Annotated in this window: 24 protein-coding genes; 19 read left to right on the top strand and 5 right to left on the bottom strand. The window is 48.2% G+C overall.

The window, feature by feature from the left end; genetic code table 11:
- The first annotated feature begins 293 nt into the window (after positions 1-293).
- Positions 294-1,448, top strand: coding sequence for a methyl-accepting chemotaxis protein (locus DCMF_RS16300; protein WP_148135395.1), 1,155 nt, complete (start codon positions 294-296; stop codon positions 1,446-1,448).
- A 209-nt stretch (positions 1,449-1,657) separates the two neighbouring features.
- Here DCMF_RS16300 and DCMF_RS16295 read toward each other — a convergent pair whose 3' ends face one another.
- Entirely contained in the window at positions 1,658-2,224 is a 567-nt protein-coding gene (locus DCMF_RS16295; protein WP_148135394.1) for a hypothetical protein, read from the bottom strand.
- A 191-nt stretch (positions 2,225-2,415) separates the two neighbouring features.
- Here DCMF_RS16295 and DCMF_RS16290 point away from each other — a divergent pair, with 191 nt between their 5' ends.
- From DCMF_RS16290 to DCMF_RS16265, 6 genes are all read left to right on the top strand, one after another.
- The gene (locus tag DCMF_RS16290; RefSeq protein WP_148135393.1) at positions 2,416-3,132 is read left to right on the top strand and encodes a YdjY domain-containing protein; all 717 of its coding nucleotides are present in this window, start codon (positions 2,416-2,418) and stop codon (positions 3,130-3,132) included.
- Between the two features lie 186 nt (positions 3,133-3,318).
- Positions 3,319-3,738: a hypothetical protein gene (locus DCMF_RS16285; RefSeq protein ID WP_214658661.1), complete on the top strand. Its 420-nt coding sequence runs from the start codon at positions 3,319-3,321 to the stop codon at positions 3,736-3,738.
- The gene (locus DCMF_RS16280) at positions 3,731-4,321 is read left to right on the top strand and encodes a CDP-alcohol phosphatidyltransferase family protein (RefSeq protein ID WP_148135391.1); all 591 of its coding nucleotides are present in this window, start codon (positions 3,731-3,733) and stop codon (positions 4,319-4,321) included. The genes DCMF_RS16285 and DCMF_RS16280 overlap by 8 nt, the downstream gene beginning before the upstream one ends.
- 129 nt (positions 4,322-4,450) lie before the next feature.
- The gene (locus DCMF_RS16275; RefSeq protein WP_236860043.1) at positions 4,451-5,164 is read left to right on the top strand and encodes a TVP38/TMEM64 family protein; all 714 of its coding nucleotides are present in this window, start codon (positions 4,451-4,453) and stop codon (positions 5,162-5,164) included.
- 46 nt (positions 5,165-5,210) lie between these two features.
- The gene (locus tag DCMF_RS16270; RefSeq protein WP_214658660.1) at positions 5,211-6,179 is read left to right on the top strand and encodes a lysylphosphatidylglycerol synthase transmembrane domain-containing protein; all 969 of its coding nucleotides are present in this window, start codon (positions 5,211-5,213) and stop codon (positions 6,177-6,179) included.
- Positions 6,151-6,591, top strand: a complete 441-nt coding sequence (locus DCMF_RS16265; RefSeq protein ID WP_214658659.1) for a C-GCAxxG-C-C family (seleno)protein — start codon at positions 6,151-6,153, stop codon at positions 6,589-6,591. Before DCMF_RS16270 ends, DCMF_RS16265 begins: the two co-directional genes overlap by 29 nt.
- An 11-nt stretch (positions 6,592-6,602) precedes the next feature.
- On the opposite strand, the gene DCMF_RS16260 is transcribed toward DCMF_RS16265, so the two are convergent.
- The 3 genes from DCMF_RS16260 to DCMF_RS16250 form a co-directional block, all read right to left on the bottom strand.
- Entirely contained in the window at positions 6,603-7,970 is a 1,368-nt protein-coding gene (locus DCMF_RS16260) for a DUF6179 domain-containing protein (RefSeq protein ID WP_148135388.1), read from the bottom strand.
- The gene (locus DCMF_RS16255) at positions 7,967-8,467 is read right to left on the bottom strand and encodes a DUF6323 family protein (protein ID WP_148137947.1); all 501 of its coding nucleotides are present in this window, start codon (positions 8,465-8,467) and stop codon (positions 7,967-7,969) included. The genes DCMF_RS16260 and DCMF_RS16255 overlap by 4 nt, the downstream gene beginning before the upstream one ends.
- Positions 8,468-8,850: 383 nt before the next feature.
- The gene (locus DCMF_RS16250) at positions 8,851-10,080 is read right to left on the bottom strand and encodes an LL-diaminopimelate aminotransferase (RefSeq protein WP_148135387.1); all 1,230 of its coding nucleotides are present in this window, start codon (positions 10,078-10,080) and stop codon (positions 8,851-8,853) included.
- A gap of 287 nt (positions 10,081-10,367) precedes the next feature.
- Between DCMF_RS16250 and DCMF_RS30120 the strand changes: the two genes are divergently transcribed.
- Positions 10,368-10,499, top strand: a complete 132-nt coding sequence (locus DCMF_RS30120; protein WP_257790913.1) for a hypothetical protein — start codon at positions 10,368-10,370, stop codon at positions 10,497-10,499.
- A gap of 61 nt (positions 10,500-10,560) precedes the next feature.
- Here the strand turns inward: DCMF_RS30120 and DCMF_RS30115 are convergent, their stop codons facing one another.
- Positions 10,561-10,689: a hypothetical protein gene (locus tag DCMF_RS30115; protein WP_257790912.1), complete on the bottom strand. Its 129-nt coding sequence runs from the start codon at positions 10,687-10,689 to the stop codon at positions 10,561-10,563.
- Between the two features lie 152 nt (positions 10,690-10,841).
- Between DCMF_RS30115 and DCMF_RS16245 the strand changes: the two genes are divergently transcribed.
- The 11 genes from DCMF_RS16245 to DCMF_RS16195 all read left to right on the top strand — a co-directional run bounded on the left by DCMF_RS16245 (position 10,842) and on the right by DCMF_RS16195 (position 22,548).
- Positions 10,842-11,270: a DUF6917 domain-containing protein gene (locus DCMF_RS16245; protein ID WP_148135386.1), complete on the top strand. Its 429-nt coding sequence runs from the start codon at positions 10,842-10,844 to the stop codon at positions 11,268-11,270.
- Between the two features lie 6 nt (positions 11,271-11,276).
- Positions 11,277-11,735: a RidA family protein gene (locus DCMF_RS16240; RefSeq protein WP_148135385.1), complete on the top strand. Its 459-nt coding sequence runs from the start codon at positions 11,277-11,279 to the stop codon at positions 11,733-11,735.
- A 12-nt stretch (positions 11,736-11,747) separates the two neighbouring features.
- On the top strand, positions 11,748-13,220 hold the full coding sequence (locus DCMF_RS16235; protein ID WP_148135384.1) for a PLP-dependent aminotransferase family protein: 1,473 nt from the start codon (positions 11,748-11,750) through the stop codon (positions 13,218-13,220).
- A 29-nt stretch (positions 13,221-13,249) separates the two neighbouring features.
- On the top strand, positions 13,250-14,533 hold the full coding sequence (locus DCMF_RS16230; protein ID WP_148135383.1) for an FAD-dependent oxidoreductase: 1,284 nt from the start codon (positions 13,250-13,252) through the stop codon (positions 14,531-14,533).
- A gap of 13 nt (positions 14,534-14,546) precedes the next feature.
- Entirely contained in the window at positions 14,547-15,929 is a 1,383-nt protein-coding gene (locus DCMF_RS16225) for a hypothetical protein (protein WP_148135382.1), read from the top strand.
- Positions 15,930-16,026: 97 nt separating this feature from the next.
- Entirely contained in the window at positions 16,027-17,121 is a 1,095-nt protein-coding gene (locus tag DCMF_RS16220) for a hypothetical protein (RefSeq protein WP_148135381.1), read from the top strand.
- 1 nt (position 17,122) lies between these two features.
- Positions 17,123-17,365, top strand: coding sequence for a hypothetical protein (locus DCMF_RS16215; RefSeq protein ID WP_148135380.1), 243 nt, complete (start codon positions 17,123-17,125; stop codon positions 17,363-17,365).
- A gap of 6 nt (positions 17,366-17,371) precedes the next feature.
- The gene (locus DCMF_RS16210; protein WP_148135379.1) at positions 17,372-19,192 is read left to right on the top strand and encodes a cobalamin B12-binding domain-containing protein; all 1,821 of its coding nucleotides are present in this window, start codon (positions 17,372-17,374) and stop codon (positions 19,190-19,192) included.
- Positions 19,193-19,461: 269 nt separating this feature from the next.
- Positions 19,462-20,064, top strand: coding sequence for a TetR/AcrR family transcriptional regulator (locus DCMF_RS16205; protein ID WP_148135378.1), 603 nt, complete (start codon positions 19,462-19,464; stop codon positions 20,062-20,064).
- A 15-nt stretch (positions 20,065-20,079) separates the two neighbouring features.
- A complete protein-coding gene (locus DCMF_RS16200) occupies positions 20,080-20,442 on the top strand; it encodes a response regulator (RefSeq protein WP_148135377.1) in 363 nt (120 codons plus the stop codon).
- A gap of 24 nt (positions 20,443-20,466) precedes the next feature.
- Positions 20,467-22,548 (top strand): chemotaxis protein CheA, encoded by a 2,082-nt coding sequence (locus tag DCMF_RS16195; RefSeq protein WP_148135376.1) that lies wholly within the window; start codon positions 20,467-20,469, stop codon positions 22,546-22,548.
- Positions 22,549-22,556 lie beyond the last annotated feature (8 nt).

Here is a 22,556-nt window from a genome sequence, read left to right as displayed (position 1 = left end):
ACATGGGAAATTAACTGTCTTTTCTATTTTTTCCAAAAATTTTATATAATTTAATGCAAAAAAATGTCGAAAGAGTTATAATATGTGTGGAAAAGCATGCAAATATGTACTTAAAAAGAAATTTTTTCATTCTTAGATCTCAGAAAAAGGTGAAAGGACGGTTGATTTGTTAAAAGCGGCTTATGAAAAAGAATCCATGGAACAGCCCTATATTTATGGAAAGGTAAGCAGGCTTGCTTGCAATTATTGCAGTGATCAGATTTACTGAAACGAAACAAGAAATGGAGTGAGTAATGATGGTGCATATCACACAGCTGGAGAGTTTTAAACAATTTGCCGCTTTTATTGCTGACCTCGTTCCCGGGGGGGTTGTTTTCACAATCGTCGAAGGTGACCAAATTACGTGGAAATTAGCATCCCAACAGTTTGACCTGTCCACACTACAGGTAGGCAGCCAAGTCAGCGATCAAAGTGTAGCCTGCAAAGCGATCGCACAACAAAAAGAGTTGATGGAAAATGTTCCCCGCACGATTTACGGAACGCGGATCACTGAAAAATCGATCCCCTTTGTAAATGATAAAGCAGAAATTATGGGGGCTCTAAGTATCCTGATTCCCCGCACCCATCCTGTTGCCCGTGCTTTTCCGGATTTTGCCCCCCTGATTGCGGAGATGTTCCCGGAAGGAGCTTTTTTGTATTTTACTGATTTAGAGACATTTACCCATCGTCAAGGGTCTGAAAAATTTGATATACCGAGGCTTCAGCCCGGAAAAGTATTAAAGGGAAGCGGCTCCAGTGCCGAGGTGATTCGAACCGGTAAACCGATTCAAAAGGAAACGGATGCCAGTGTTTACGGGGTACCCGCTTTGGTTATGACCTATCCTGTTTTTGACGAAGATGATAAAACTACGGTAGTGGGGACATTCGGCCTTGCCCTGCCGAAACAGTTATCCTCTGATTTGCATGAGATGGCTGATAAACTAAGTGAAGGAATGGAGCAGATTTCTGCCGCCGTTGAGCAATTAGCCGGTTCTGCCTCCCAGATAAACGTTAATGAATCGGCGCTTCATACTGATATTCAGGAAATGGACAGGCTCTCCGATGAAATTGACAGTGTCTTGGATTTCATCAAGCAAGTAGCAGACCAAACAAAAATGCTGGGCCTTAATGCGGCAATCGAAGCGGCCCGGGCCGGACAAGCAGGTGCCGGCTTCAGCGTGGTGGCGGAAGAAATCCGAAAATTATCCGATCAATCGAAAGATACGGTAGTGAAAATCCGGAGCCTGACGAAAGATATCAAATCGAAGGTTGAGACCACGGTGAAAGGCAGTGAAACCATTCTTGCCTCCACCCAGGAGCAGGCGGCAGCATCGGAAGAAATAACCGCCAGTGTGGAAACAATGTCAACTCTTGCTCAAAAACTGAACGAGAAAGCGAAAAGCATGTAAGATGTTGATCTGATCGGACAACCCCGGCAAGGCATGAAAGATTTTGCAAGTAGGGCTTAACATGGAATTCTTGTGTGGCATAAATCGCCTGATTACATATTTAAAATGAAGAAAAAGGTCTTTTCAGGACAGGTACCCTGATGAAGGATCCATCAAGGTGCCTGTCCTTTTGATTTGTTTTCTATGTCCTGAATCTGGGCCGGGAAGGCCTATTCACAACAACTAGGTCTTTGGGAGGAAATCAAGTGACCATACTTGTTCGTCAAGTAGGAATTATAAATGATCACCCGGACGGCCCCCAATTCTTTCCCCTTTTCCTGGTCAGTCAAATGAATATACCCGGTACAAATTTGGGCTTTGTTGATTTGTTCTGGCGGTATTTCCGTTTCCAGATCCAGCATCAGCCCTTGGGAGGGCAACAGGGGATCCTTGATGATGCCACTGGCGGCATCAAAAGAAGAATGGGGAGTCGTGATGCGCACCGGAGCGGGAAAGCCGGAGGTGCTGATCTTTAACCTTAAAGGACGGTTTGCCTGATTGATGATTGCCCCGGTTTCTTGTCCGCTTAAGGTCACTTTTCTCACCACAGATCTGTCCAAAAAAGTAGTTTTAGAGATATCGATCATTAAGGTTCTTACTTCGTTCGCAGGCAGGTTGATATGGAAGGAGGCCTGTTTTACGGAAGCCGGCTTTAAAAAGTAAAAGCCGGTAAGGGCGATGAAGACAATAATAACCCCGGCTGCTATGAACCATTTAAGTCTGTGTTTATTTTGCATAAAAAAATCCCTCCAGATCGGTGCATCATCTGTATTGATCATAATATAAATGAATAGACAATCAAAGAAAGAAAAGACATAATAAAAAAGTTTTATGATACCATAAAAGCCAATAAAAATAAGCAATTAGAAAAACCTGTCTGATCCTTTTATAATGGAAAAGAAGTTAAAGCGAAAGGGGAGTTTGGAAAATGAAAAAATATTTTAAACTGATATTTGTAGCGGTATTGGCCTTATTTGTGATCATCAGTGCGGGATGCGGCAACCAGACGGAAGGACAGCAGACAGGGGAACAACAAAATGTAGAGGGGTCCGATCAACAGACTGCACCGCCGGCGGATGCGGTAGGGAACCTGACGAAAGAGAATCCGCTGGAGGTAAATAAGGAGGAAGGGACCGTGACCTTCCTGGCTCAGGTAAACGGGAAATATTTTTACGAGCCAACCCGTCATGGGGCTGTTTTTGCCGAAGGGGGAAATGGGGAGAAATCCGTTTTCCGGGCATTCGCAGATCCGGAAGCATTTTATCATGCCTTGGTGGAAATCGGGGCCACAGCGGGAGAGAACATGACCATGGAAAATATGGAGACTACAAATGTTCAAGGCGATGGGTTTGATGTTACGGTGACCTGGACAGGTGCGGAAAAAGAAGTCACTCTTGATGAAGCCATTACGGACAGCAACGGGACGCCCTTTGATATCAGATTTGGCGGAAACCTGAAGAATGCCCAGGATAAAAAGACAGGTTGCCTGATTTGTCTTGACAGCTGCCCGGTGGGGATCACCAGTAATGCCGCTTATACCTTTGGGGCCGTAGAAAGCCGTAAAGATGTAGAGTTCATGGGAAATAAAGACGTCTTGCCGGCAGACGGCACATTTGTGGCAGTCAAAATGGCATTAAAGAAATAGGGTCGATTCTACACCGGACTAGAATCCAGAGATACACGGGCTGGATCTGACAAGTTGCGCTGAATTGTACGTAGGGCATTATCTTTTGGGAGGTATTGCCCTTATCTTTATGATCATTGTTTATGCCAAGAAGAGTTTTTTGGCGGAGCAGGTTGCTGGGGAGCCAACAGGAGAGAGGGAGACATCATGGGAAATAGGATCGGGCGATGCTTTTTTTTCGGGTTTATTTTGGGGTTTTTTATGGCAGTGGTGTTAAATCAGTGGATCTGGCTGGCCATGCGCACAAATATTTCCCTGGTGATACCGGCCTGTTCTTTTCTGGCGGTAATCTGGGCATTCTTCCCCAAGCGCCCTGTGCACCGGTTTGTTTTCTATGGTGCCGAAATTCTCTTTTTGGCTGTTTTTTTGGTGATTTATCGCGACCCGGCTGCCTTCGCCATCATGCCGGCGATTATGCTCAAAGAAGCTTTTTTCTTATCTTTCCTTTCTCTTTCCCAGGCAAACGGGTTGCTTCTGATATTGCTGGCGACCGGGAACATCCTTTGGTTCCTGCCGGGAAAACCGGGCCGGAATGGATCCCTGCGTAAGGAGGATATCTATGCTTGATACCCGTGGGAGAAAATTTGTTGATCCTGTGATCCAGTTTAGCGCGAAATTTTTGCTCAAAAAAGGCTTTTCGGCCAATTTAATTACCTGGATTGCCTTTGTGACCGGCATCCTGTCCGGCCCCTTGGTATGGGGCGGTTATCCCCTTGCGGCGGTGATCATCCTCTGGGTGTCCGGCTTTTTGGATGCGGTGGATGGTGCCCTGGCCAGAATGACTAAACCTTCCCCCTGGGGGACAGTGCTTGATGTCACATTTGACCGCATGGTGGAAATCAGCGTAATCCTGGGATTAGCATTCCGCTTTCCCCAGGCAGCCTGGTCCCTGCTGCTCCTAAGTGTGTCCATTATTATTTCCATGACGGTTTTTCTCACGGTGGGGGCAGTGACGGAAAAAAAGGGGATGAAATCTTTTTATTACCAGCCGGGGTTGGCAGAGCGAACGGAAGGGTTCATCATGTTTTCTTTGATGATGGTTTTTACCGGCCAATTGGTGGTGATCTCCCTGGCCTTTTTTGGCATGATTCTTTTTACAGCCGGTCAGCGGTTGCTGGAGGCAAAGAGGCTGTTGACAAAAGAAGAGTAGCAATTTCAACCTGACTAACTTGGCGTTTGCCGTTCTTCATTCGGATGGAGTAAAAGAATCTGTATCTGAATGAAGAACTTGCTTCAATTTGGCGATGACAGAGCAAAAATGGAGGAGTGTGTGTCCGTGATGGGTTTAAAGAAAAAAACAGGTTTCAAGCTGGCTGTGTTTATTATGGTATTGGCTATTGCCTTTCTTGTCCCCCCCTGCCGGGAGAAGATACAAGACATTTTGGTGCTATTTTCTACCTTGGATGTGGATGCGGTCAAAGCCTATATTCTTTCCTTCGGGTGGTGGGCGCCCATTGTTTCTTTTCTCTTAATGGTGTTTCAATCCGTTTTGGCCCCTCTTCCTGCTTTTTTGCTGACCTTTGCCAATGCGGGCCTTTTCGGCTGGGTGAAGGGGGCCATTCTTTCCTGGTCCAGCGCCATGGCCGGAGCAGCAGTATGTTTCTTTATCGCCCGGTTTTATGGGCGGGAAGTGGTGGAGAAACTAACCGGCAGATTTGCTCTGGAGAACATCGATGCTTTCTTTAAGAAATATGGCAAATATGCCATTCTGATTGCCCGGCTCCTCCCCTTTATATCCTTTGATATTGTCAGCTATGCTGCTGGACTTACCTCCATGGGCTTTTGGCCCTTCTTCTGGGCCACCGGACTGGGGCAGCTTCCCGCCACTATAGTTTACTCCTATGTGGGCGGAATGCTGGTAGGGGGCGCGAAAAAGTTTGTTTTTGGCCTGCTGCTGCTGTTTTCCTTAACCGTCCTTGGTTTTCTGATTAAAAAGATCTGGACCGACAAGAACAAAGACCTGAATCTAGGCGAAAAAACGACCACCCGCTAGGGTACAGGGAAACGATTTTATGCCTGATAAAAAGGATGGACATATTATGAATCAAAAGGGTAAGATTAAATTAGGGCTGAAAATCCTCGTTTCCATCCTCTTGCTTGGCTGGCTTTTATGCTCGGTGGAATGGCCCCAAATTTGCCATTGCTTGCATCAGATCAAGCCCTTTGCCCTGATTTGGGCCGTTTTTTCCATTATTGTGGCCATGATCATTAGTGTTGTGAAATGGGGTTTATTGATTCATGCCCAAAGGATTCCCGCCTCTTGGAAGGATCTCTGGCAGGCCTATTGGGTGGCGCTTTTTTTCAACAACTTTCTGCCCTCCAGTATTGGCGGAGACGGCATGCGTATTTTTTTAGTCGGTAAAAAAACCGGGGATATGGCCGGGGTTAGCGTTTCCGTCGTGGCGGAAAGAGTGTTGGCCACCTTGGGGATCGCTTGCATTGGTTTGCCGGCCTTGATTCTAACCGGTACATCCTTGAAGAACCTGAAGGGATTATTTGTTCTGCTTTTACTAGGAAGCCTGGTCGGGGTGTGGTTATTAATCTGGGGTAAGGTGCCCGGCTTTTTAAAAGGAAAACAGGGAAAAGGGGCTGTTTTCCTGAGCCGGTTTATCAGCCATGGAGGCAGGCTGAAAGAGCAGCCCGGAGTGATAGGGAAAGTAGTACTCTGGTCTGCTTTGTTTCAACTGGCCAATGTGGCGGTCAATTATTTTATTTTTCAGGGGTTGGGTTTAACCGGGGTTAGTTTTCTCGAGGCCATGCTGGTGGTTCCCGCTGCTGCCGCCATTTCCATGGTGCCGGTAGGGATTAATGGTTACGGCATCCGGGAAGGTGCCTATATTACGCTTCTCGCTCCGTTTGGGGTGCAGCCTGCTGCTGCTTTTACGGCGTCGGTGCTCTATGCCTTTTTGGTCAGCTTGTGCAGCTTATGGGGTGGTATGCTTTGGATCGGCATCAAAAAGAAGGAGGGAGAGTTGCCTGTTGGCACAGAAAGCTTCGGAAATCAGTAAAGAAGCCATGCATCAGGGCCGTAACTGTTGTGAAGCGGTCTTAATGGCGGCGGACCAGATCTGGGACCTTCGTTTACCCCAAGAGACCCTGGCGGCGGCAAAGTATTTTAGACATGGCATGGGAAGCGGATGTTCCTGCGGAGCTCTCGTTGGCCTGGTGATGGTCTCGGGAATTCTGTCCAGCCGGTTTCCCCATCCCAAAGGGAACCAATTGGTTCCCGACCTGTATAAACAGTTTGTCGACCGGTTTGGCTCTTCCTGCTGCAGAGAACTGCGGAGGCAAAGAACATTGCCCCAAAGATTTTTCAACAAAGGCTGCAAGCAATTAACCGGGACGACGGCGGAGATGCTGGTGGAGGCTTGGGACCAGGTGATCCGGGACGGGAAAAGTAAAAGCAAGGGATCATTCTGAGCAGCCCGGGATTAACCGGTGCTGTTTGCCAAACTTTTTGCCAAATCGATAATTTTTTGCTGCCGATCACTGGCCCCTTTGGTGAGATAATGCACAAAATGGGTCAACCACTGCGTTTCATTTGCCGTCCTGTGCCACTCATCCACAAACAGGTCACGGGTGCCGGTAAAGGTTGTATCTTCAAAAAATTTTGCCACCAGGATCGCCATTTCGTAATCACCCAGCAGATCAAAAACAGCGGCATATTCATTGCCGAAAAGGCAATCTGCCCCTAAAATCTCCATCAAATCCTCCAGGCTACGGACTTTGGACATGATCAGGGAGGCCTTTGCCGGGCCGTCTCCGCAGTGCTGCAGTTCATCAATAACGGCACGCAATTGCTCGTCACTTAGTTTTTCTCCCGCTTCATAAAGGAGCACCGGCGGCGGATCCATCCTTTGCGAAACCACCAATAAAGAAGGAAGGGTATTCTGCTCTATGGCATGATACAGCGCGGGAAAGAATGCCCAGAGAAACTCCCGGAGGTATGTCTTTAATGAAGGGCTGATATCCTGTAATTCCCTAAGCATGTTATCCAAGGCATTTTGTACCCTTTCCCAACACTGCTGCTTGGTGAGGTTCTGCAAAGTTTTTCCGATCAGATCGCATTCCCCCCAAGAGAGGGTGAGCTCAATTGCCCTTTTGCCCAGCAGAACAGAAAACAAAGCGTTTTTCAGAATTAACTCGGAAATATTAATCAACATTTCTGTGCACTCAAAGCCATACTGCTGGCCATAGCCTTTTAAAAGCAAGTTGATTTCCTCTGGCGAGAAGTGTCTGCACAGTTCGTTTTCCATCTTCAGTTTTTCCAGATAATTTTTGATATAGGAAATACCGGTCCGGCTCATATCATCACAGAGCAGGGGATAATCAATATTTGCCACCGTGTTGTGGGCGTCAAAATAAACGTCATAATTTTGAAAAAAGGACTGAATTCCTTCATTGATCGTGTCCTCATAGGCAGTAAGGGAAACTTCCAGCTTGGTGCTTTTTACCTCTTGATAAATGTCCCTGGCTTGACACACCTGGTTTTTTGTCAGTTCGAGCCCTCTCCTGTGGATCTCTTTAATACCGGTAGTTTTTAAAATACGTATGCTCTGCTCATGATTTTCCAAGCCCATCAGATAGGAATTGATACAATAAAAGATTGACTGCAGGATAGACTGGGCGGTTTCTTCCTTTACAGAACTGCTGTCATAGTGTGTATACTTCAGGATATACTCCTTTAACAGCTGCAAAACCTGTATCTGGATGGCCTCGATTTCCGCCCCGGTAAAAATATTAGCCCTGTAGCCCTGGTCCATCAGGGAAAGCGCAAATTGATTAGCGTCGGGATTCAAAACATCTCCTCCTCATCCAAGTAATCCTCCGGATCCTCCGATACCTCATCTAAATTGGCATAATCCTCCACACCATAACGCAGGTTCCGGGCCAACTGTTCCAGGTCTCGGTTAAACAGCAGTTCCAGTGATCCTTTGCACCGGTTTTCAAAGTAGTCCCGCATCAACTTAATCAGATCATCGTCGGGAAGTAAATCCAAGGTTTCATTTTTCAGATAGTAGAAAGCCTCCACCAGATCATGAAGGGTCTGTACATAGTTTTCCTGCCAGATAAAGGATGAAGAGCAAAAGGAGACGATGATTTGGCCAATGGTTCCGCTTCCTATTTCGATTCTCCCATTTGCCTGAAGGGCCCCATTCCTCGTCTCCACAAGGTCAATAGCGTCCTTCTCCGTTAAGATCAGGCCATACCGGTGGGACAGTTCATTTGTTTTCATAATTTCCTCAAGGGCGGTACGTTTTGAAAGGGCAGCTAAGGGAAAGGAAAGAGAAATCATGTTCTGCACAAGTGACACCTCCCCAACAGAAAAATTTTTCTCAGGTCTCTTGACAAAGATAATCAAACATGATATAGTAAAATAGAATTATTGTATAAATAATAATTTATGTACCAAGTTTTAGTATAGCAATATTTCTGTGAGAAGTCAATAACGAAAGTTAATTATGGCTGTTGCAAACGAAATAATTCGTTGGGTACCAGCCTATTTTTATGCTTAAAAATAAAAACTGCGGGCCCCGAAGAGCCCGCAGATGCTGTATCATTAAGTGCCAACAACCAAATCAGATAATAAAAATTATAGGCTGAATTTAATGGGAACCATGCACACTTTTACCATAATTCAATTCAAGAACCGTCCCCGAATTTCCCCCCCTAATTTCCTTATAGCTTCGTCCTGATTCTTTCAATGGCCTTTTCTGTGTTTTCCCTGGTACCAAAGGCGGTTAACCTGAAATATCCTTCTCCGCCTGCGCCAAAGCCGGCGCCGGGGGTGCCGATCACGTTGGCTTCCTTCATCAGTTTATCGAAAAATTCCCAGGATCCCATATTACCGGGAGTCTTCAGCCAGATGTAGGGGGCGTTGATCCCTCCGAATACCTGGTAGCCGGCATTTTTCAGACCTTCCCTGATAATTCGGGCATTTTCCATGTAGTAGTTGATAATTTCTTTGATCTGCTTTTGCCCTTCCGGGGAAAAGACCGCAGCTGCACCGACCTGAACCGGGTAGGAGACGCCATTGAATTTGGTGGTTTGTCTTCTTAGCCACAAGGGATTCAGGCTGTAGGCCTTGCCCTTGGCGTCGTAAGCTTTCACTTCTTTGGGCACGATGGTATAAGCACACCTGGTTCCAGTAAAACCGGCGGTCTTGGAAAAGCTCCTGAATTCCACCGCTACCTCTCGGGCTCCCTCAATTTCGAAGATGCTGTGGGGGACTCCCTCCTCCCGGATGAAAGCCTCATAGGCAGCGTCAAACAAGATGATGGACCTGTTTTCCTTGGCATAATCCACCCATTTTTTCAGTTCCTCTTTAGAAAGCGTCATCCCGGTGGGGTTGTTGGGAAAGCACAGATAAATCATGTCCACTCTGGTCTGAGGGAGGGGAGGTTTCATGCCGTTTTCCTCAGTGCAGGGGAGGTAGACGATTTTGTCAAATTGTTTGTTTTGGTTTACAGGGCCGGTCCGTCCTGCCATAACATTGCTGTCTACGTAAACCGGGTAAACCGGATCGCTCACAGCCAGAATGTTGTCCTGGGCGAACAGCTCCTGAAAGTTGCCCGTATCGGTCTTTGCGCCGTCGCTGACAAACACCTCATCAAGGGCCAGTTCTACTCCCCTGGGAAGGAAATCGTTTTCGATTATTTTTTTGATCAGAAAATCATATCCCTGTTCCGGACCATAACCCCGAAAGGTTTCCTGGCGGCCCATTTCTTCCACCGCCCCTTTCATAGCCTCCACAACAGCCTGGGGAAGGGGCCGGGTAACATCTCCGATACCTAGTTTGATGATATCGGCCTGAGGGTTTTCTATTTTAAACTGGGTGACTCGGCGGGCAATTTCCGAAAAAAGGTAACTTCCGGGCAATTTTAGGTAATCTTCATTTACATGTGCCATATTTTACTTCAATCTCCTTTCCGTGAAAATTTAGAACGATATGGAAACATTATATTGATCTTGAGCAGATTTTTCAACTTTATCCAAGAGAAAGGCGCATATTTTATGGTAAAAAATTTCTTCGGGCCTATTCTAGGGGAAATAAATTCAACCCTGCTTTTTCTGAGAAGAGCGGAGTTCCCCGCGAAAATCGACCTTTTTATACAATTATTTGGCAGATATTTCCTTCATAAAAGGATTGCCTTAGGCAGAGACTAACAAAAATATCATTGATAGGGGTGAAGTCCGTGGAGAACAAGAAAACACCGCAAAACCAAGGGAAGCGGCCGGATAAAACGCAAACCGATGCCCAGGAAGAAACAAGCTATACTTCAAATAGTGTCACAGAAATTATGGAAGTGGTGGACAGCCTTCCCTAATCATTTTGGAACAAAAAAGAAGAGGTTTCCCTTAAATGGGCGCCTCTTCTTTTTTATACAGCTATACGCAGCCTTGAATGCAGCTGAAATCACACGCTAAACAGTCTTCTTCATCTTTGGTGAGGCTTAAGGCTTTTTTGTTTTTATTTTCTAAGGTATCTGTCGGCTCTAACCGTTGACTCTGTTCCACCGATATCACCTCCTGTTCCATAGTATTTCCCGAGTAAGGTCTTTTGTTGCGGTCCTGTTCGGATAAAGGCGTGGTTTATTTTTCCAAGCATATTATAAATTTCTAAAAGAAAGAATAACAAAAGAAGGTTGCTGTGGAAAGGGGGGAGAGTTGTGGCCGATCCTTACGCGCGCAATATGTTTGGCCAATTTAACCCGTATTACGCTAAAATACCTGTTCCGGGCAGGTTGGTAGTGGTATTGGACGGTATCTTTGAGGAGCGGGGGCTCCAGTTAATCAGACAATCTTCCCGTGCCATCAAGAAAAATGAGGTGCACGAGTTTATTATCACCGATGAGCAGGCTAAGCCGGGGGATACGGTCAACCGTATCGCCTACCTGGGATTTGCCGAATTTAGCGCCGGGGGGGTTGTGATTGTAGGTGACCCTGTATTCATTGAAAATCAGCAGGTGGGAAGGATTGCCGGATTTGATGAAACACACATGCCTAACCACTTAAATATCGTCCTGTCCGGGAACAGGAAACCGGGCAAGGAATGGGGCGTTGCTTTGAACGATCAAATATTAATTGGTAAGGGGTGAGATAAAGTGAGCTTTGAACAAAAAATTACTGAATTGGGCTTGTCGATTCCGGAGGTGGCCAAACCGGTAGCAGCTTACGTTCCGGCTGTGCGCGTGGGCGACTATGTGTATACTTCCGGGCAGATTCCTTTCGTTAACGGGGAATTGAAGTATCAAGGAAAGGTGGGCAGCGATGTCACGGCGGAAAATGGCTATGACGCAGCCAAAATTTGCGCCCTGAACTGCTTGGCCGCGATCAAGAGTGTGATTGGGAATTTGGATGCCGTGGAACGGGTGATTAAAATCGTCGGTTTTGTCAATAGCGCGGGCGGATTTAATCAACAGCCCAAGGTTGTCAACGGAGCCTCCGAGTTAGTGGGGCAGATATTCGGTGCTGCCGGTGCGCATGCCCGTTCTGCTGTAGGTGTTTCGGAATTGCCTTTGGATGCAGCTGTAGAAGTTGAAATGATTGTAAAAATAAAATAGGAGGAAATAATCATGGCCAAACCCAAATTTAAGTTCCAGATGTACAAAACTTTGCAGGCAAATATTCCCAATATCTATGCCGATGCCAGGAAAGCGGCGGATGAGATCGGCATTCCCAAGGAAATCAGAGGAAAATTCGGCTTAACGGGCGCCATTTCCGGATGCCCGGCTCCCCTCCGGGACGATATTATGAAGGCGGGAGAAGATGGGGCAAAAGAAGTGATCCCCTTAGCCAAGCTGGTGGATGATATCCGGGAAATTGTCAAAAGCGTGTATGGCGATGAATATGATGCGGCGCCCACCTCTACCTGTGAAGCCGGTTTATGGGTCACTTTTGACAGCTTGTTTAGCCCGCCCGCGTTGGGCAGAGGGGACAATTACCGGTCCCGGTATATTGCCTTATATGAAAAACACCTGCATCATCAAGGCGCTTACGGACGGCCTTACCCGCCTCGGTACAAAGATATTCTTGCCGACCGGGGCACGACTGCCGGAGAACTGGGCTTTTATGGAAAACGCCAAAACAATCTTGATACCGTGATCGTTCCTTTGGCAGGAGCCAGATATGATGTGCACGGGATTAAGTACCACCCGGTACCGATGCTCACCGATGTGGATCCGGAAGAATCCCTGGAGATGATTACCAACCATGCGGAGGTGCATCTTCCCTTTTTAGCAGGTTTTACCGGTTTAGGCTATGAAACCCCCGGTTACGGCTATGCGGTAAAAGATGAAGAGGGTACGCCCCTGCTGCAAAAAGGTCTGGGGGAACTTGCCCATGGTTACGATTTGCCCTATGTGATTGATAATGCCTGGGGTTTGCCTTTTGTGGGGTGCAATCCGCTCAAAACCGGGGCGGATGTGATTATTTACAGCATGGACAAGGCTACCGGAGCAGCCACCAGTGGCTTGATTATCGGCCGGGAAGATTTAATGGTACCCATCCGCCGGGCCCTTGGCATGCATGGTGACCGCTATGGGACCACAACCTCTTATGGGAAAGCGGCTTATGTTACTTTTGATGCCGGGAAGGAGGCCCTTTTAACTCAGATTCAGGCCTTGAAAGTCCTGCGGGATGAGCCGGAAGTGCTGACCAAACCGGTAGATGGTTTAGAAAAAATTGTCAAAGAGGAATTCGCTCAGATTAATCTGCCCAGCCATTTAAAGAACGGCATTGTCATCAGTAAATCCTATAATTCTACCGCGGTGGAAGTAAACTATGAAAAAACCTGGCAGGGCGGGGAACTGGGGATTCCTATCTTTTCGATTGAAGACATGTATGCGGGAACCAATATCTTCCAAACCGGATGCGCCCAAATGGGCATTATCCCCACCGTAGCTTATGACGGCAATATCTACATTTCGCCCGGCCTGGGTACTTGTGACAGCAAAGGGCAATTAATAGAGGAAACCATGCGCTATGGCATTAAAGGGTTGGTAAAATTAATCGAAATTACCTGCACCTACGCTGGCCTAAGGGAGTAAAAAATTTTTCCAGACGAGGGGGTAGAAAGATGCCTACAGTTGTCGTAGTAGGAGGAGGTTGGGCAGGTTGCAGCGCTGCGGTTGCCGCCAGAAAAGCAGGTGCTGAGAGAGTGGTTTTGCTCGAACGGGCCGACATGCTCTTAGGTACAGGGCTGGTAGGAGGCATTATGCGCAACAACGGCCGTTTTACCGCTACGGAAGAAGCATATGCCTTAGGGGGCGGAGATATGTTCGATGCCGTGGAGATGGCAACCCGTCACCGCAATATCGAATTTCCCGGCCATCAGCATGCCAATCTTTATGATGTGGCGAAGATAGAACCTGCCGTACGAGAAATATTAAGTAAATTTGGCATTGAGTTTCAAACAACGGCCCGGGTAAGAGATATTACTATGGATGGGGCAAGGATCAAATCGGTGATTACCGATAAGGAAGATGAGGTATATGGTGACGTTTTTGTAGAAGCCACCGGTACGGCCGGGCCTCAGGCCAATTGCAGCAAATATGGCAATGGTTGTGTGATGTGCATTATCCGCTGTCCTTCTTTTGGCCCCCGGATCTCGGTAGCATCCAAGGCAGGAGTGAAGGAACTGAACGGCAGGAAAGCAGATGGCTCTCTCGGTGCCATGAGCGGATCCTGTAAATTGCTGAAAGAATCTCTGGGCAAAGAAATCGTAGAAGAGCTTGATCGCCGTGGCGTAGCGGTGGTGCCGATTCCTGAAAATCTGAGAAAATCGGAATCTCTTTCGATTAAAGCGTGTCAACAATATGCCCTAAAAGAGTTTGCGGAAAATGTGGTTCTCCTGGATACCGGCCACGCCAAGCTGATGTCCCCCTTCTATCCTTTGGACAAGCTGCGCCAGATTCCGGGATTTGAAAATGCCCGGTTCGAAGATCCCTATGCCGGCAGTATGGGAAATTCCATGAGATACCTGGCCATGTCGCCCCGGGATGATGCCCTCAAGGTGAAAGGCGTGGACAACCTTTTCTGCGCCGGAGAAAAGGCCGGCCTGCTGGTAGGCCATACGGAAGCCATCGTCACGGGAACCTTGGCCGGGCATAATGCGGTGCGGTTTGAGATGGGAAAGGAACCGTTGGTACTGCCGGACAGTCTGGCCATCGGCGATGCCATCAGCCACGTGAATCAAGCGATGCAGACAGAAGACGGGCTAAAATTAAAATATACTTTTTCCGGGGCCCAGTACTTTAAGCGTATGAAGGAAAAAGGCCTGTACAGTACCGATGTCCCTGCAATCAAAAGTCGGGTTGAAGAGGCGGGATTGAGCGGGGTATTTGCTCAACCAGTACATTAAGGAGGGAGTCCATATGTCAGTAACACTGACGTCAGTTCACTGGCTGTTCCTTTTCTGGGTATTCGTGGTCATTGTCGTGATGGGCTTACGTAAGGATCCGCTCGTTCCCTGTATTTTGGGCTTATTAACGGTGGGATGGCTGTTTAAGCACAGCTTTGTGGCAAGTATTTCCGTGGTCTATAATGCCTTGATTGTAGCCGGCACCGAGTTTTGGGGGATTATTGTGGTAATATCCCTGATCGTGGCCTTGTCAAAACTGCTTAGTGAAACGGGAGCCGATTACCTGGTGATGAGCCCGGCGGCCCGGCTGATGGTTAATCCGGATGTTGCCTTCTGGGTTCTTGGCATTACCATGCTGCTGGCTTCCTGGTTCTTTTGGCCTTCACCGGCCACGGCTCTGATCGGCGCCATTATGTTTCCTGTCGCCGTGCGAGCCGGATTACCTGTGATGGGGGCGGCGATGGCCATGAACTTATTTGGCCATGGCATTGGCCTGTCCACGGACTATGTGATCCAAGGCGCGCCTACTATTACCGCCAAAGCGGCAGGATTTGCCGACCCTTCTCCGGTGATTTCCGCCAGCATCCCCCTGATTATCACCATGGGTTTAGTTACCACCGTCACGGCCTATCTGATGATCAAAAAAGATATGCGGAAAAATCCGGAGGCCTTGAAAGCGGAACAGGACGCGCTGATGGCAAAAGAAGTGAAACGGGAATTAAATTGGGTTTCCTATTTCTTAGCGGTGGCGACTCCGGTGGCTTTTGCCCTGGATGTGATCGCCATGTGGATGCTGCACCTGACAGGAGGAGATGCTACCGCTCTGTTGGGGGGCACGGCAACCCTCATTCTGGCTGTGGGCACCATATTCAAATTTGGCGTGGACGGTTTGGAGAAAATTACCGACTATATCCGGGACGGCTTTATGTTTGGGATCAAGGTTTTTGCCCCGGTGGTGATTATCGGGGGATTCTTCTTCCTGGGTAAAGGCGAGCTGGCCAAAACCATCCTTAGCGCCCCGGAAGCCACGGGCTTTTTGGAGGATTTTGGGGTCGCCCTTTCTCAGGCAGTGCCTCTGAATAAGGTTTTCGTGGCCTTGGTCAGTTTAGCGACCGGCATCGTCGTGGGCCTGGATGGTTCCGGCTTTTCACCCCTGCCCTTGGTGGGAAGTGTTGCCGCTACTTTAAGCAGTGCTCTCACCGTTGATAAGGCTACCTTGGCCGCTTTGGGACAAATTGCCGGTGTCTGGACCGGCGGGGGAACCATTATTCCCTGGGGGCTGATTCCTGTAGCAGCTATTACCGGGGTTAATCCTATTGAGCTGGCCCGGAGAAATTTCATTCCGGTAGTCCTGGGCTTCATTGCCACCACCATCATCGCGATCCTGATCATGTGAGGATCCATTTATCTCTCGAAGAAGGTGATAGCAAGTATCACCTTCTTTTGTTAATAGGGATGAAGGGAAATTTCACGTTGTATGGGGATAATGTTTGATGGACACTATGCAAATTAGGCTGGGCGTTGCCGGCACCGCGAAAAATACAGGCAAAACTACGGTTACGGCGAGCATGATCCAAGAGCTACGGAAGAGGGAATGCAGGTTTTTTTTAACGAGCATTGGTTATGACGGAGAAAATATCGATAATGTGACCGGGTTGCCTAAACCGAAGCTGAGGGTAGAAGCCGGGGATATTGTGGTGACGGCGGAAAAATGTTTGATTTCCAGTACGGCTGCCCTGGAAGTCATGGGGAAAACCGATATATTTACGCCCCTGGGCGAAGTATTGATCACACGGGTGAAAAAACCCGGCCTGGTGGTGACGGCAGGCCCCAATAAAAGTTCCGAGGCGCGCCGGTTAAATGATTTGCTGCAAAAGCTGGGGCCAGGAATCACCATCTTTGACGGGGCCTTAAACCGCATCGCCCCTATGACGGAAACAGATGGGTTTATCCTGGCCACGGGAGCAGCCAAAACACCGGATATCCTTAGCCTGGCCCAGGAAACGGAAATCATCTGGCGCATCTGCAACCTGCCCACCGTGCCCCGGGCAGCTGAGTTGGCCCAAGGGGCACCGCCTGTTGCAGCACTGCTCAGTCCGGACTTAAAAGTGATCAAAAGGCTGGACACACCTTCTCTTCTCTCGGAAAGGGATATTATCGACCTGACCGACACGCCCAGAAAAGAAGGCAGCTATCTTTATATTCCGGGCATCGCCAGTGAAAAATCCTTTCATAGGGCCTGTGCCCTGTTTGAGAGGCAAGGGGGGCAGGCTTTTTTCACCTTTGCCGATCCCATCAAAATCCTTGCTGCGGGAAACCCCTCTTCCTATCACAAATTAATCGTCAGGTTGGAAAAAGCAGGTATCTTTGTAGGCGTGCTGCGGCGTGTCCCTCTCCTGGCTGTGACTGTCAATCCTTTTTACTCTCATTATCGGGTCGAGTCACATACCTATGATCCTGCCTTTGTCGATGCGGAACAGCTCCGGGTTTCCGTGCAGAGAGCGGTGCAAGTGCCGGTATACAATATTGTGAAACAAGGTCCTGAAGCGTTGGTCGATCTCATTCTAAGCCGAAAGGAAGGGATGTGACATGCATAAGTCTTTAGAACAGGTAATGGATGCTTTGGATGTGGAAACTTTTTTTGTTTGCGATAATGAAGAGCAAGGGCGGAATTTAATGATCGGTATGCTGAAAGAGCTGGGGTTCAATGATGTGGATGTGGTGTTTGCCCAACATGAAGGGCCGGGTGTGCGCGTGAGAGGCCGGGCCTATGTTTACCGGCCGGCAGATCGATATTTTTGGCTGCTGCCGGATGTGTCGCTGAAGGGGTGAGTTGAGATGAAAAAAGTACTTTTGGCACCGATTGATCCGGTACATGACATTGGACTCAAAAAAATTTCCCGGGGTTTGGCAGAGGCGGGATATGAAACGATCCTGTTACCGCCGGACTTAGCGCCGGAAGAAATCATCGAACAGGTTGTGCGTCAGGGGAATGTGGATACCTTGCTCCTGAGCCGCACCTTAGGTTACGGGGTAGCAGAACTCCTGGCCAAATTTATCGACCTCACGGATGCCTCAGGGATTCGGGAAAAAATCAAGATCGGCATCGGCGGCATGTCGATCCGGCCGGAATTGGCCGCCGAGCTTGGTTTTGACGGGGGCTTTGGCCCCGGAACCACTATAGAGGAAGTCATCTGCTTTATTGAGGGTACCTGTTATAATCCTGACCCCACCCGATTCCAAAAGGTAAAAAGAGATATGACGGCTCCTTATGATTACCAATATCGACATGTCCAGATCGGGGAAAAGCTGAGCCGCATCTCCGATATGATCATGGCATGGGTCAAGGATAAGACCTCCCCGGGGGTGGAACGGGCCCGGCTGCGGGATGAGCTCTGGGATGTGGCGAGGTGGCGCAACCGGGAAGGTAACGGGGATTTAGAGAAGTACTATCCTGATCTCTGTGATGAGCTGCCGAAAAAATTTTATGCCGGCGGCATCCTCCACCCCAAAACACGCCGATTTACCCGGGAAGAAGTGATCGGTTTAGAAAAATATTTAGCCGAAACCAAAGCCCGCATGTCTGTACATAAATTGCAGCATACCCGTGTGAAACCACTGGTTTTTAATCAGTATGGGACGGGCTGCCCCTTTATGGATATCGGTCATATTTTATCCAGCGAAGCTTGGGGAATTGATGGGGTGGTCCATTTTGACCCTTCCTGGGGAGCCCGCACAGAAGGCTTTCTGGACGGCTTTTTAACCCACCAGGAAGATGGCACGGTGATTACGCCGGCGAATTTAAACCGGATTCATTCCGGGTTGGAAAAGTCAACCCTCTGGCAGGTCCGGGCCCACCGGGGTCTCAATACGCCGGAAACGGTGGTTTTGGCCGGGAAAATCGGCGCCGACCTCACCAAAATCAATTTCTGCTACGGCTGCCTCGGGGCGGGCACGGACCCGGCCAGGATGGTGGTGGACGGATATTACAGCATCCAATATGCCCAAAAGTATGGGCTGCCTTTTGATGTGGTCACAAATGAAGAATTGTCCGGTGTTCCGGCCTATAAAGCCTTTGCCGGCATGCTGATTGTGACCGATCTGGCTCTCCGCCTGGGGGCCAGGCCTATTCTCCAGCCTCTTTTTGCCTATTCTCCGGAAGTAATGATTAATGGCAATATGACGGACAACTATATTGATTTTAATGCCGCCAAAATATTGGCCTTACGCAGCATCATCAATGCTCCTCTTTGGCCGGGAGCCCCCATCGGTTTCCTGACCCATACGGAAGACCGGGTCCAATCCGCGACGACTACGGCCCTGCACGCCTGTTTAGGGATGTCCCTGGAAGTAGATGCCATTTCTATTGCCTCAACGGATGAGGCCTATTCCGGCGGTCCCATTACGGTGCCTGCTAAGATCGACACCCTGCATTCGGTCCATGAAGGTTTCCGGTTTTTTGGCCAGGCCGGGATCCAGCCCACCGAACAGGCCCCGCGATTTGCCGAGCAAATTGTGGAAGGTATCCGGTCTGTTCTGGATCAGGTAATTCAGTGCGGCGATTTCACCGAGGCGATTCACAAAGGGATGCTGGGCAGCCGGGAAGACGGGGCCTATCCGGGAAGAGTGGGAAAAGATACGGTCACTATTAAAAGATGACATATCCGAAAAAAGCGCGGCGAAAGACCGCGCCTTTTTATACTTGTCAGAAAATATATAAATTCAAAGGTGACAAGTATAAGTGCAACTAAGGCTTCCGCCGTCGCCAAAGGCTTGGCGCAAGCCAAGTTTTCTAGTTAAGTCAAGGATAAAAAGGACATATTCCGGGTAAAAATTAGGACAGAAAAAAACAAATATTGACAAAGGTAAATTTTTCATGATAAGCTAAAAATAAGGAAGTAAGCGCTTACTTCCTATGGAGGAATGATATGGGAAGCCACTTGCTACCAAGAAAGGAAGGCATCATCTTAACGGTAGTGGACATCATTAATGAGCTGGGGATACAGGGGTTATCCACCCGGGAGATTGCCAGAAGGCAAGGGATATCTGACGGCGCTTTGTTTAAACACTATAAGACAAAAAATGATATTCTCCTGGCCGTGCTGGACTATTTTGCCCAATATGACAGTGATATTCTCCAGTCCATTGAAGTCTTGGAATTAAAGCCCAAAGAAGCGATCACCTATTTTGTGAATGCTTTTGCGGAATACTATGAGAACTACCCCGCCATCACCGCTATTGACCAAGCCTATGATGTGCTTTTTTGCGATCCTGCCCTGGCAGTAAAGGTAAAAAACATTTACACCGACCGCACGGACTTTATTCAGAAAACAATTGAGCAAGGGCAAAAAGTGGGGCAAATCTGTCCAGATGTGGATAGTGATCATTTAACGCATATTGTGGCAGGTTCCTTTCGATCCGTATGCCTGAGCTGGAGGCTGAACAACTATGCATTTCCCTTGAAAGAAAAAATTCTATTAACTCTAAAAGTGATTTTAGATGCTTTTACTCCCTCTGTGAGACAACAATAGAATGGAGTGTGGAGAATGAGAAGAGTACTGATCGTTGACGATGCTTTGATTGCGAGAAAATTACTGCGGACGATGCTGGAAAAGAACGGCTTCGATGTGGTTGGGGAAGCGGAAAACGGGGCGGAGGGGATTCAAAAATATCATGAGCACCGCCCCGATTTAGTGACCATGGATATCACCATGCCTGAAATGGACGGGATTCAAGCACTGAAGGCGATTAAGGCCATGGATCCCCGGGCGAAGGTAATCGTGATTTCCGCGCTGGGCCAGGAAGTCTTTGTAAAGGAAGCGGTAAAATGCGGGGCGAAAAATTTTTTGCTGAAACCCTTTAAGGAAGACAAGGTTATTGAGACCTTAAATAAAATTGCCGCGATGTAAGGGACAGAACAAGGAGGACAGGGTATGTCGGATCACCTTAACCGTGAGCCAATGGTGGATCTGTTTATTTTTGAAACGACGCAACTGTTGGAAAAACTGGAACAAGTAATCTTGAACGGCGAAAAGTCAGGTGGCTTTACACAGCCGGTGATCAATGAGATTTTTAGGATTATGCATACGATCAAGGGTTCGTCCGCCATGATGCTTTTTCAAAACATATCTACTCTTGCCCATGCGGTGGAAGACCTTTTCTTTTTTATTCGGGAAGAAAAGCCGGAAAACGTAAACTACTCGGAACTTTTAGATTTGGTCTTTGAAGGCGTTGATTTTTTTAGAGGGGAAATGGAGAGGATCAAAAATGGGGATCAGGCAGACGGAGAACCCGGGCCTTTGATGGGAAAAATCAAGGGATTCCTGGTGGTCCTGAAGCAGCATAATCTTTCCCCGGTCCGGGAAGCAGGGGCGGAAGAAAAGGAAGATCTCCCGCAGAAGTATTATATCACGCAGAATAAAATACCCGTGCCGGCCTCGAAAAATGCCTTTGAAGCGGTAATATTTTTTGAAGAGGGTTGTGAAATGGAAAGCCTCCGTGCCTATGCCTTTATCCATGATCTGAAAGAACGGGCTGCGGATGTTTATCATCTCCCTGGGAACTTAATTGATGATGACGACAGTAGCCGGGTGATTCAGGAAGAGGGGTTCCGGGTATTATTTATCACCGAGCAGACTTATGCAGCAATGCATGATTTTTTTATGCAGATCCCCTTCTTACAGAAATTAGAACTGATCCAGTTGGAAAACGATGAGAAATTCAAACAGCTCTCTCAGCGCAGGCAGGTGGAGTCTGATGAAGCATGCGGTGAGGACGGGCAGTTGAGAAATAAAGGGGATCAGGGGGAAAAAGGGCCCCAGACGAATTACCAGAGCATGATTCCTGTCCATGTGGCCAAGCTGGACAAGCTTATGGATTTGGTAGGAGAATTAGTGATCTCAGAAGCGATGGTAACGCAAAACCCCGATTTAAAAGGTCTGGAATTGGATAATTTCCACAAGGCAGCCCGGCAGCTGCAAAAAATTACCGGTGAATTGCAGGATGTAGTTATGTCCATCCGCATGGTGCCTCTGGCCACCATTTTTCAGAAAATGATCCGGGTGGTCCGTGATATGAGTAAAAAGCTGGACAAAGAGGTGGAACTGGCGATCATTGGGGAAGAAACGGAAGTAGATAAGAATATTATCGAACATATCGCCGACCCTCTGATGCACCTGATTCGAAATTCCCTTGATCATGGCATTGAGCCTCCTCTAGAAAGACAGTCAAAAGGAAAGGTGGAGCCTGCCAAGATTACGCTGGAAGCAAAAAACGCAGGCGGAGATGTCTTGATTCTGATTAAAGATAACGGCAGGGGTTTAAATAAGGAGAAGATTCTGGCCAGAGCAAGGGAAAACGGTCTGCTCCATAAGCCGGAAGGGGAATTCTCTGACCGGGAAATCTATCATCTCATCTTTCTCCCCGGCTTCTCTACCAAAGAGACCGTTACGGAGTTTTCCGGCCGGGGTGTGGGCATGGACGTGGTGGCCAGGAATATTGAAACGGTGGGCGGCTCTGTGGCGGTAGAGAGCAGGGAAGGTGAAGGTACGGCGATCATGCTCAAGATCCCTTTGACCCTGGCGATCATCGACGGCATGAATATTCGTGTCGGTTCTGCAAGATACACCATTCCCATCACGGCCATCAAAGAATCCTTCCGGCCCCAAGAAAGGGATATCATTACCGACCCGGAAGGAAATGAAATGATGATGGTGCGGGGGCAGTGCCTGCCCATCCTGCGTCTTCATGAATTATACCGGGTAAAAGCCGAAGCCGCCTCATTTACGGACGGCATCATGATCCTGGTGGAGCAAGATGAAAAAAACCTGTGCATCTTTGCCGATCAATTATTAGGACAGCAACAGGTGGTTGTGAAGGCCCTTCCCGGCTACATCAGAAACTTTAAAAAAATTCACGGGTTGGCAGGGTGCACCTTGCTGGGAGACGGCAGCATCAGTTTAATACTGGATATTGGAGGTCTAATACCTGAAGCGGGAAAAGCAGGAAATCTATAAGCAAAGGA

This window comes from Candidatus Formimonas warabiya (genome assembly GCF_002777255.1).
Taxonomy (GTDB): Bacteria; Bacillota; Dehalobacteriia; order Dehalobacteriales; family Dehalobacteriaceae; genus Formimonas; species Formimonas warabiya.
The sequence above is the reverse complement of the archived record's forward strand: the minus strand, read 5'-3'. Positions and strand labels throughout refer to the sequence as shown.

Excerpts from the sequence above, each read along its gene's own strand:
- DCMF_RS16300 (WP_148135395.1), top strand. The coding sequence starts at position 294 with ATGATGGTGCATATCACACAGCTGGAGAGTTTTAAACAATTTGCCGCT.
- DCMF_RS16295 (WP_148135394.1), bottom strand. The coding sequence starts at position 2,224 with ATGCAAAATAAACACAGACTTAAATGGTTCATAGCAGCCGGGGTTATT.
- DCMF_RS16290 (WP_148135393.1), top strand. The coding sequence starts at position 2,416 with ATGAAAAAATATTTTAAACTGATATTTGTAGCGGTATTGGCCTTATTT.
- DCMF_RS16285 (WP_214658661.1), top strand. The coding sequence starts at position 3,319 with ATGGGAAATAGGATCGGGCGATGCTTTTTTTTCGGGTTTATTTTGGGG.
- DCMF_RS16280 (WP_148135391.1), top strand. The coding sequence starts at position 3,731 with ATGCTTGATACCCGTGGGAGAAAATTTGTTGATCCTGTGATCCAGTTT.
- DCMF_RS16275 (WP_236860043.1), top strand. The coding sequence starts at position 4,451 with ATGGGTTTAAAGAAAAAAACAGGTTTCAAGCTGGCTGTGTTTATTATG.
- DCMF_RS16270 (WP_214658660.1), top strand. The coding sequence starts at position 5,211 with ATGAATCAAAAGGGTAAGATTAAATTAGGGCTGAAAATCCTCGTTTCC.
- DCMF_RS16255 (WP_148137947.1), bottom strand. The coding sequence starts at position 8,467 with ATGATTTCTCTTTCCTTTCCCTTAGCTGCCCTTTCAAAACGTACCGCC.
- DCMF_RS16250 (WP_148135387.1), bottom strand. The coding sequence starts at position 10,080 with ATGGCACATGTAAATGAAGATTACCTAAAATTGCCCGGAAGTTACCTT.
- DCMF_RS16235 (WP_148135384.1), top strand. The coding sequence starts at position 11,748 with ATGGCCAAACCCAAATTTAAGTTCCAGATGTACAAAACTTTGCAGGCA.
- DCMF_RS16230 (WP_148135383.1), top strand. The coding sequence starts at position 13,250 with ATGCCTACAGTTGTCGTAGTAGGAGGAGGTTGGGCAGGTTGCAGCGCT.
- DCMF_RS16225 (WP_148135382.1), top strand. The coding sequence starts at position 14,547 with ATGTCAGTAACACTGACGTCAGTTCACTGGCTGTTCCTTTTCTGGGTA.
- DCMF_RS16220 (WP_148135381.1), top strand. The coding sequence starts at position 16,027 with ATGGACACTATGCAAATTAGGCTGGGCGTTGCCGGCACCGCGAAAAAT.
- DCMF_RS16215 (WP_148135380.1), top strand. The coding sequence starts at position 17,123 with ATGCATAAGTCTTTAGAACAGGTAATGGATGCTTTGGATGTGGAAACT.
- DCMF_RS16210 (WP_148135379.1), top strand. The coding sequence starts at position 17,372 with ATGAAAAAAGTACTTTTGGCACCGATTGATCCGGTACATGACATTGGA.
- DCMF_RS16205 (WP_148135378.1), top strand. The coding sequence starts at position 19,462 with ATGGGAAGCCACTTGCTACCAAGAAAGGAAGGCATCATCTTAACGGTA.
- DCMF_RS16200 (WP_148135377.1), top strand. The coding sequence starts at position 20,080 with ATGAGAAGAGTACTGATCGTTGACGATGCTTTGATTGCGAGAAAATTA.
- DCMF_RS16195 (WP_148135376.1), top strand. The coding sequence starts at position 20,467 with ATGTCGGATCACCTTAACCGTGAGCCAATGGTGGATCTGTTTATTTTT.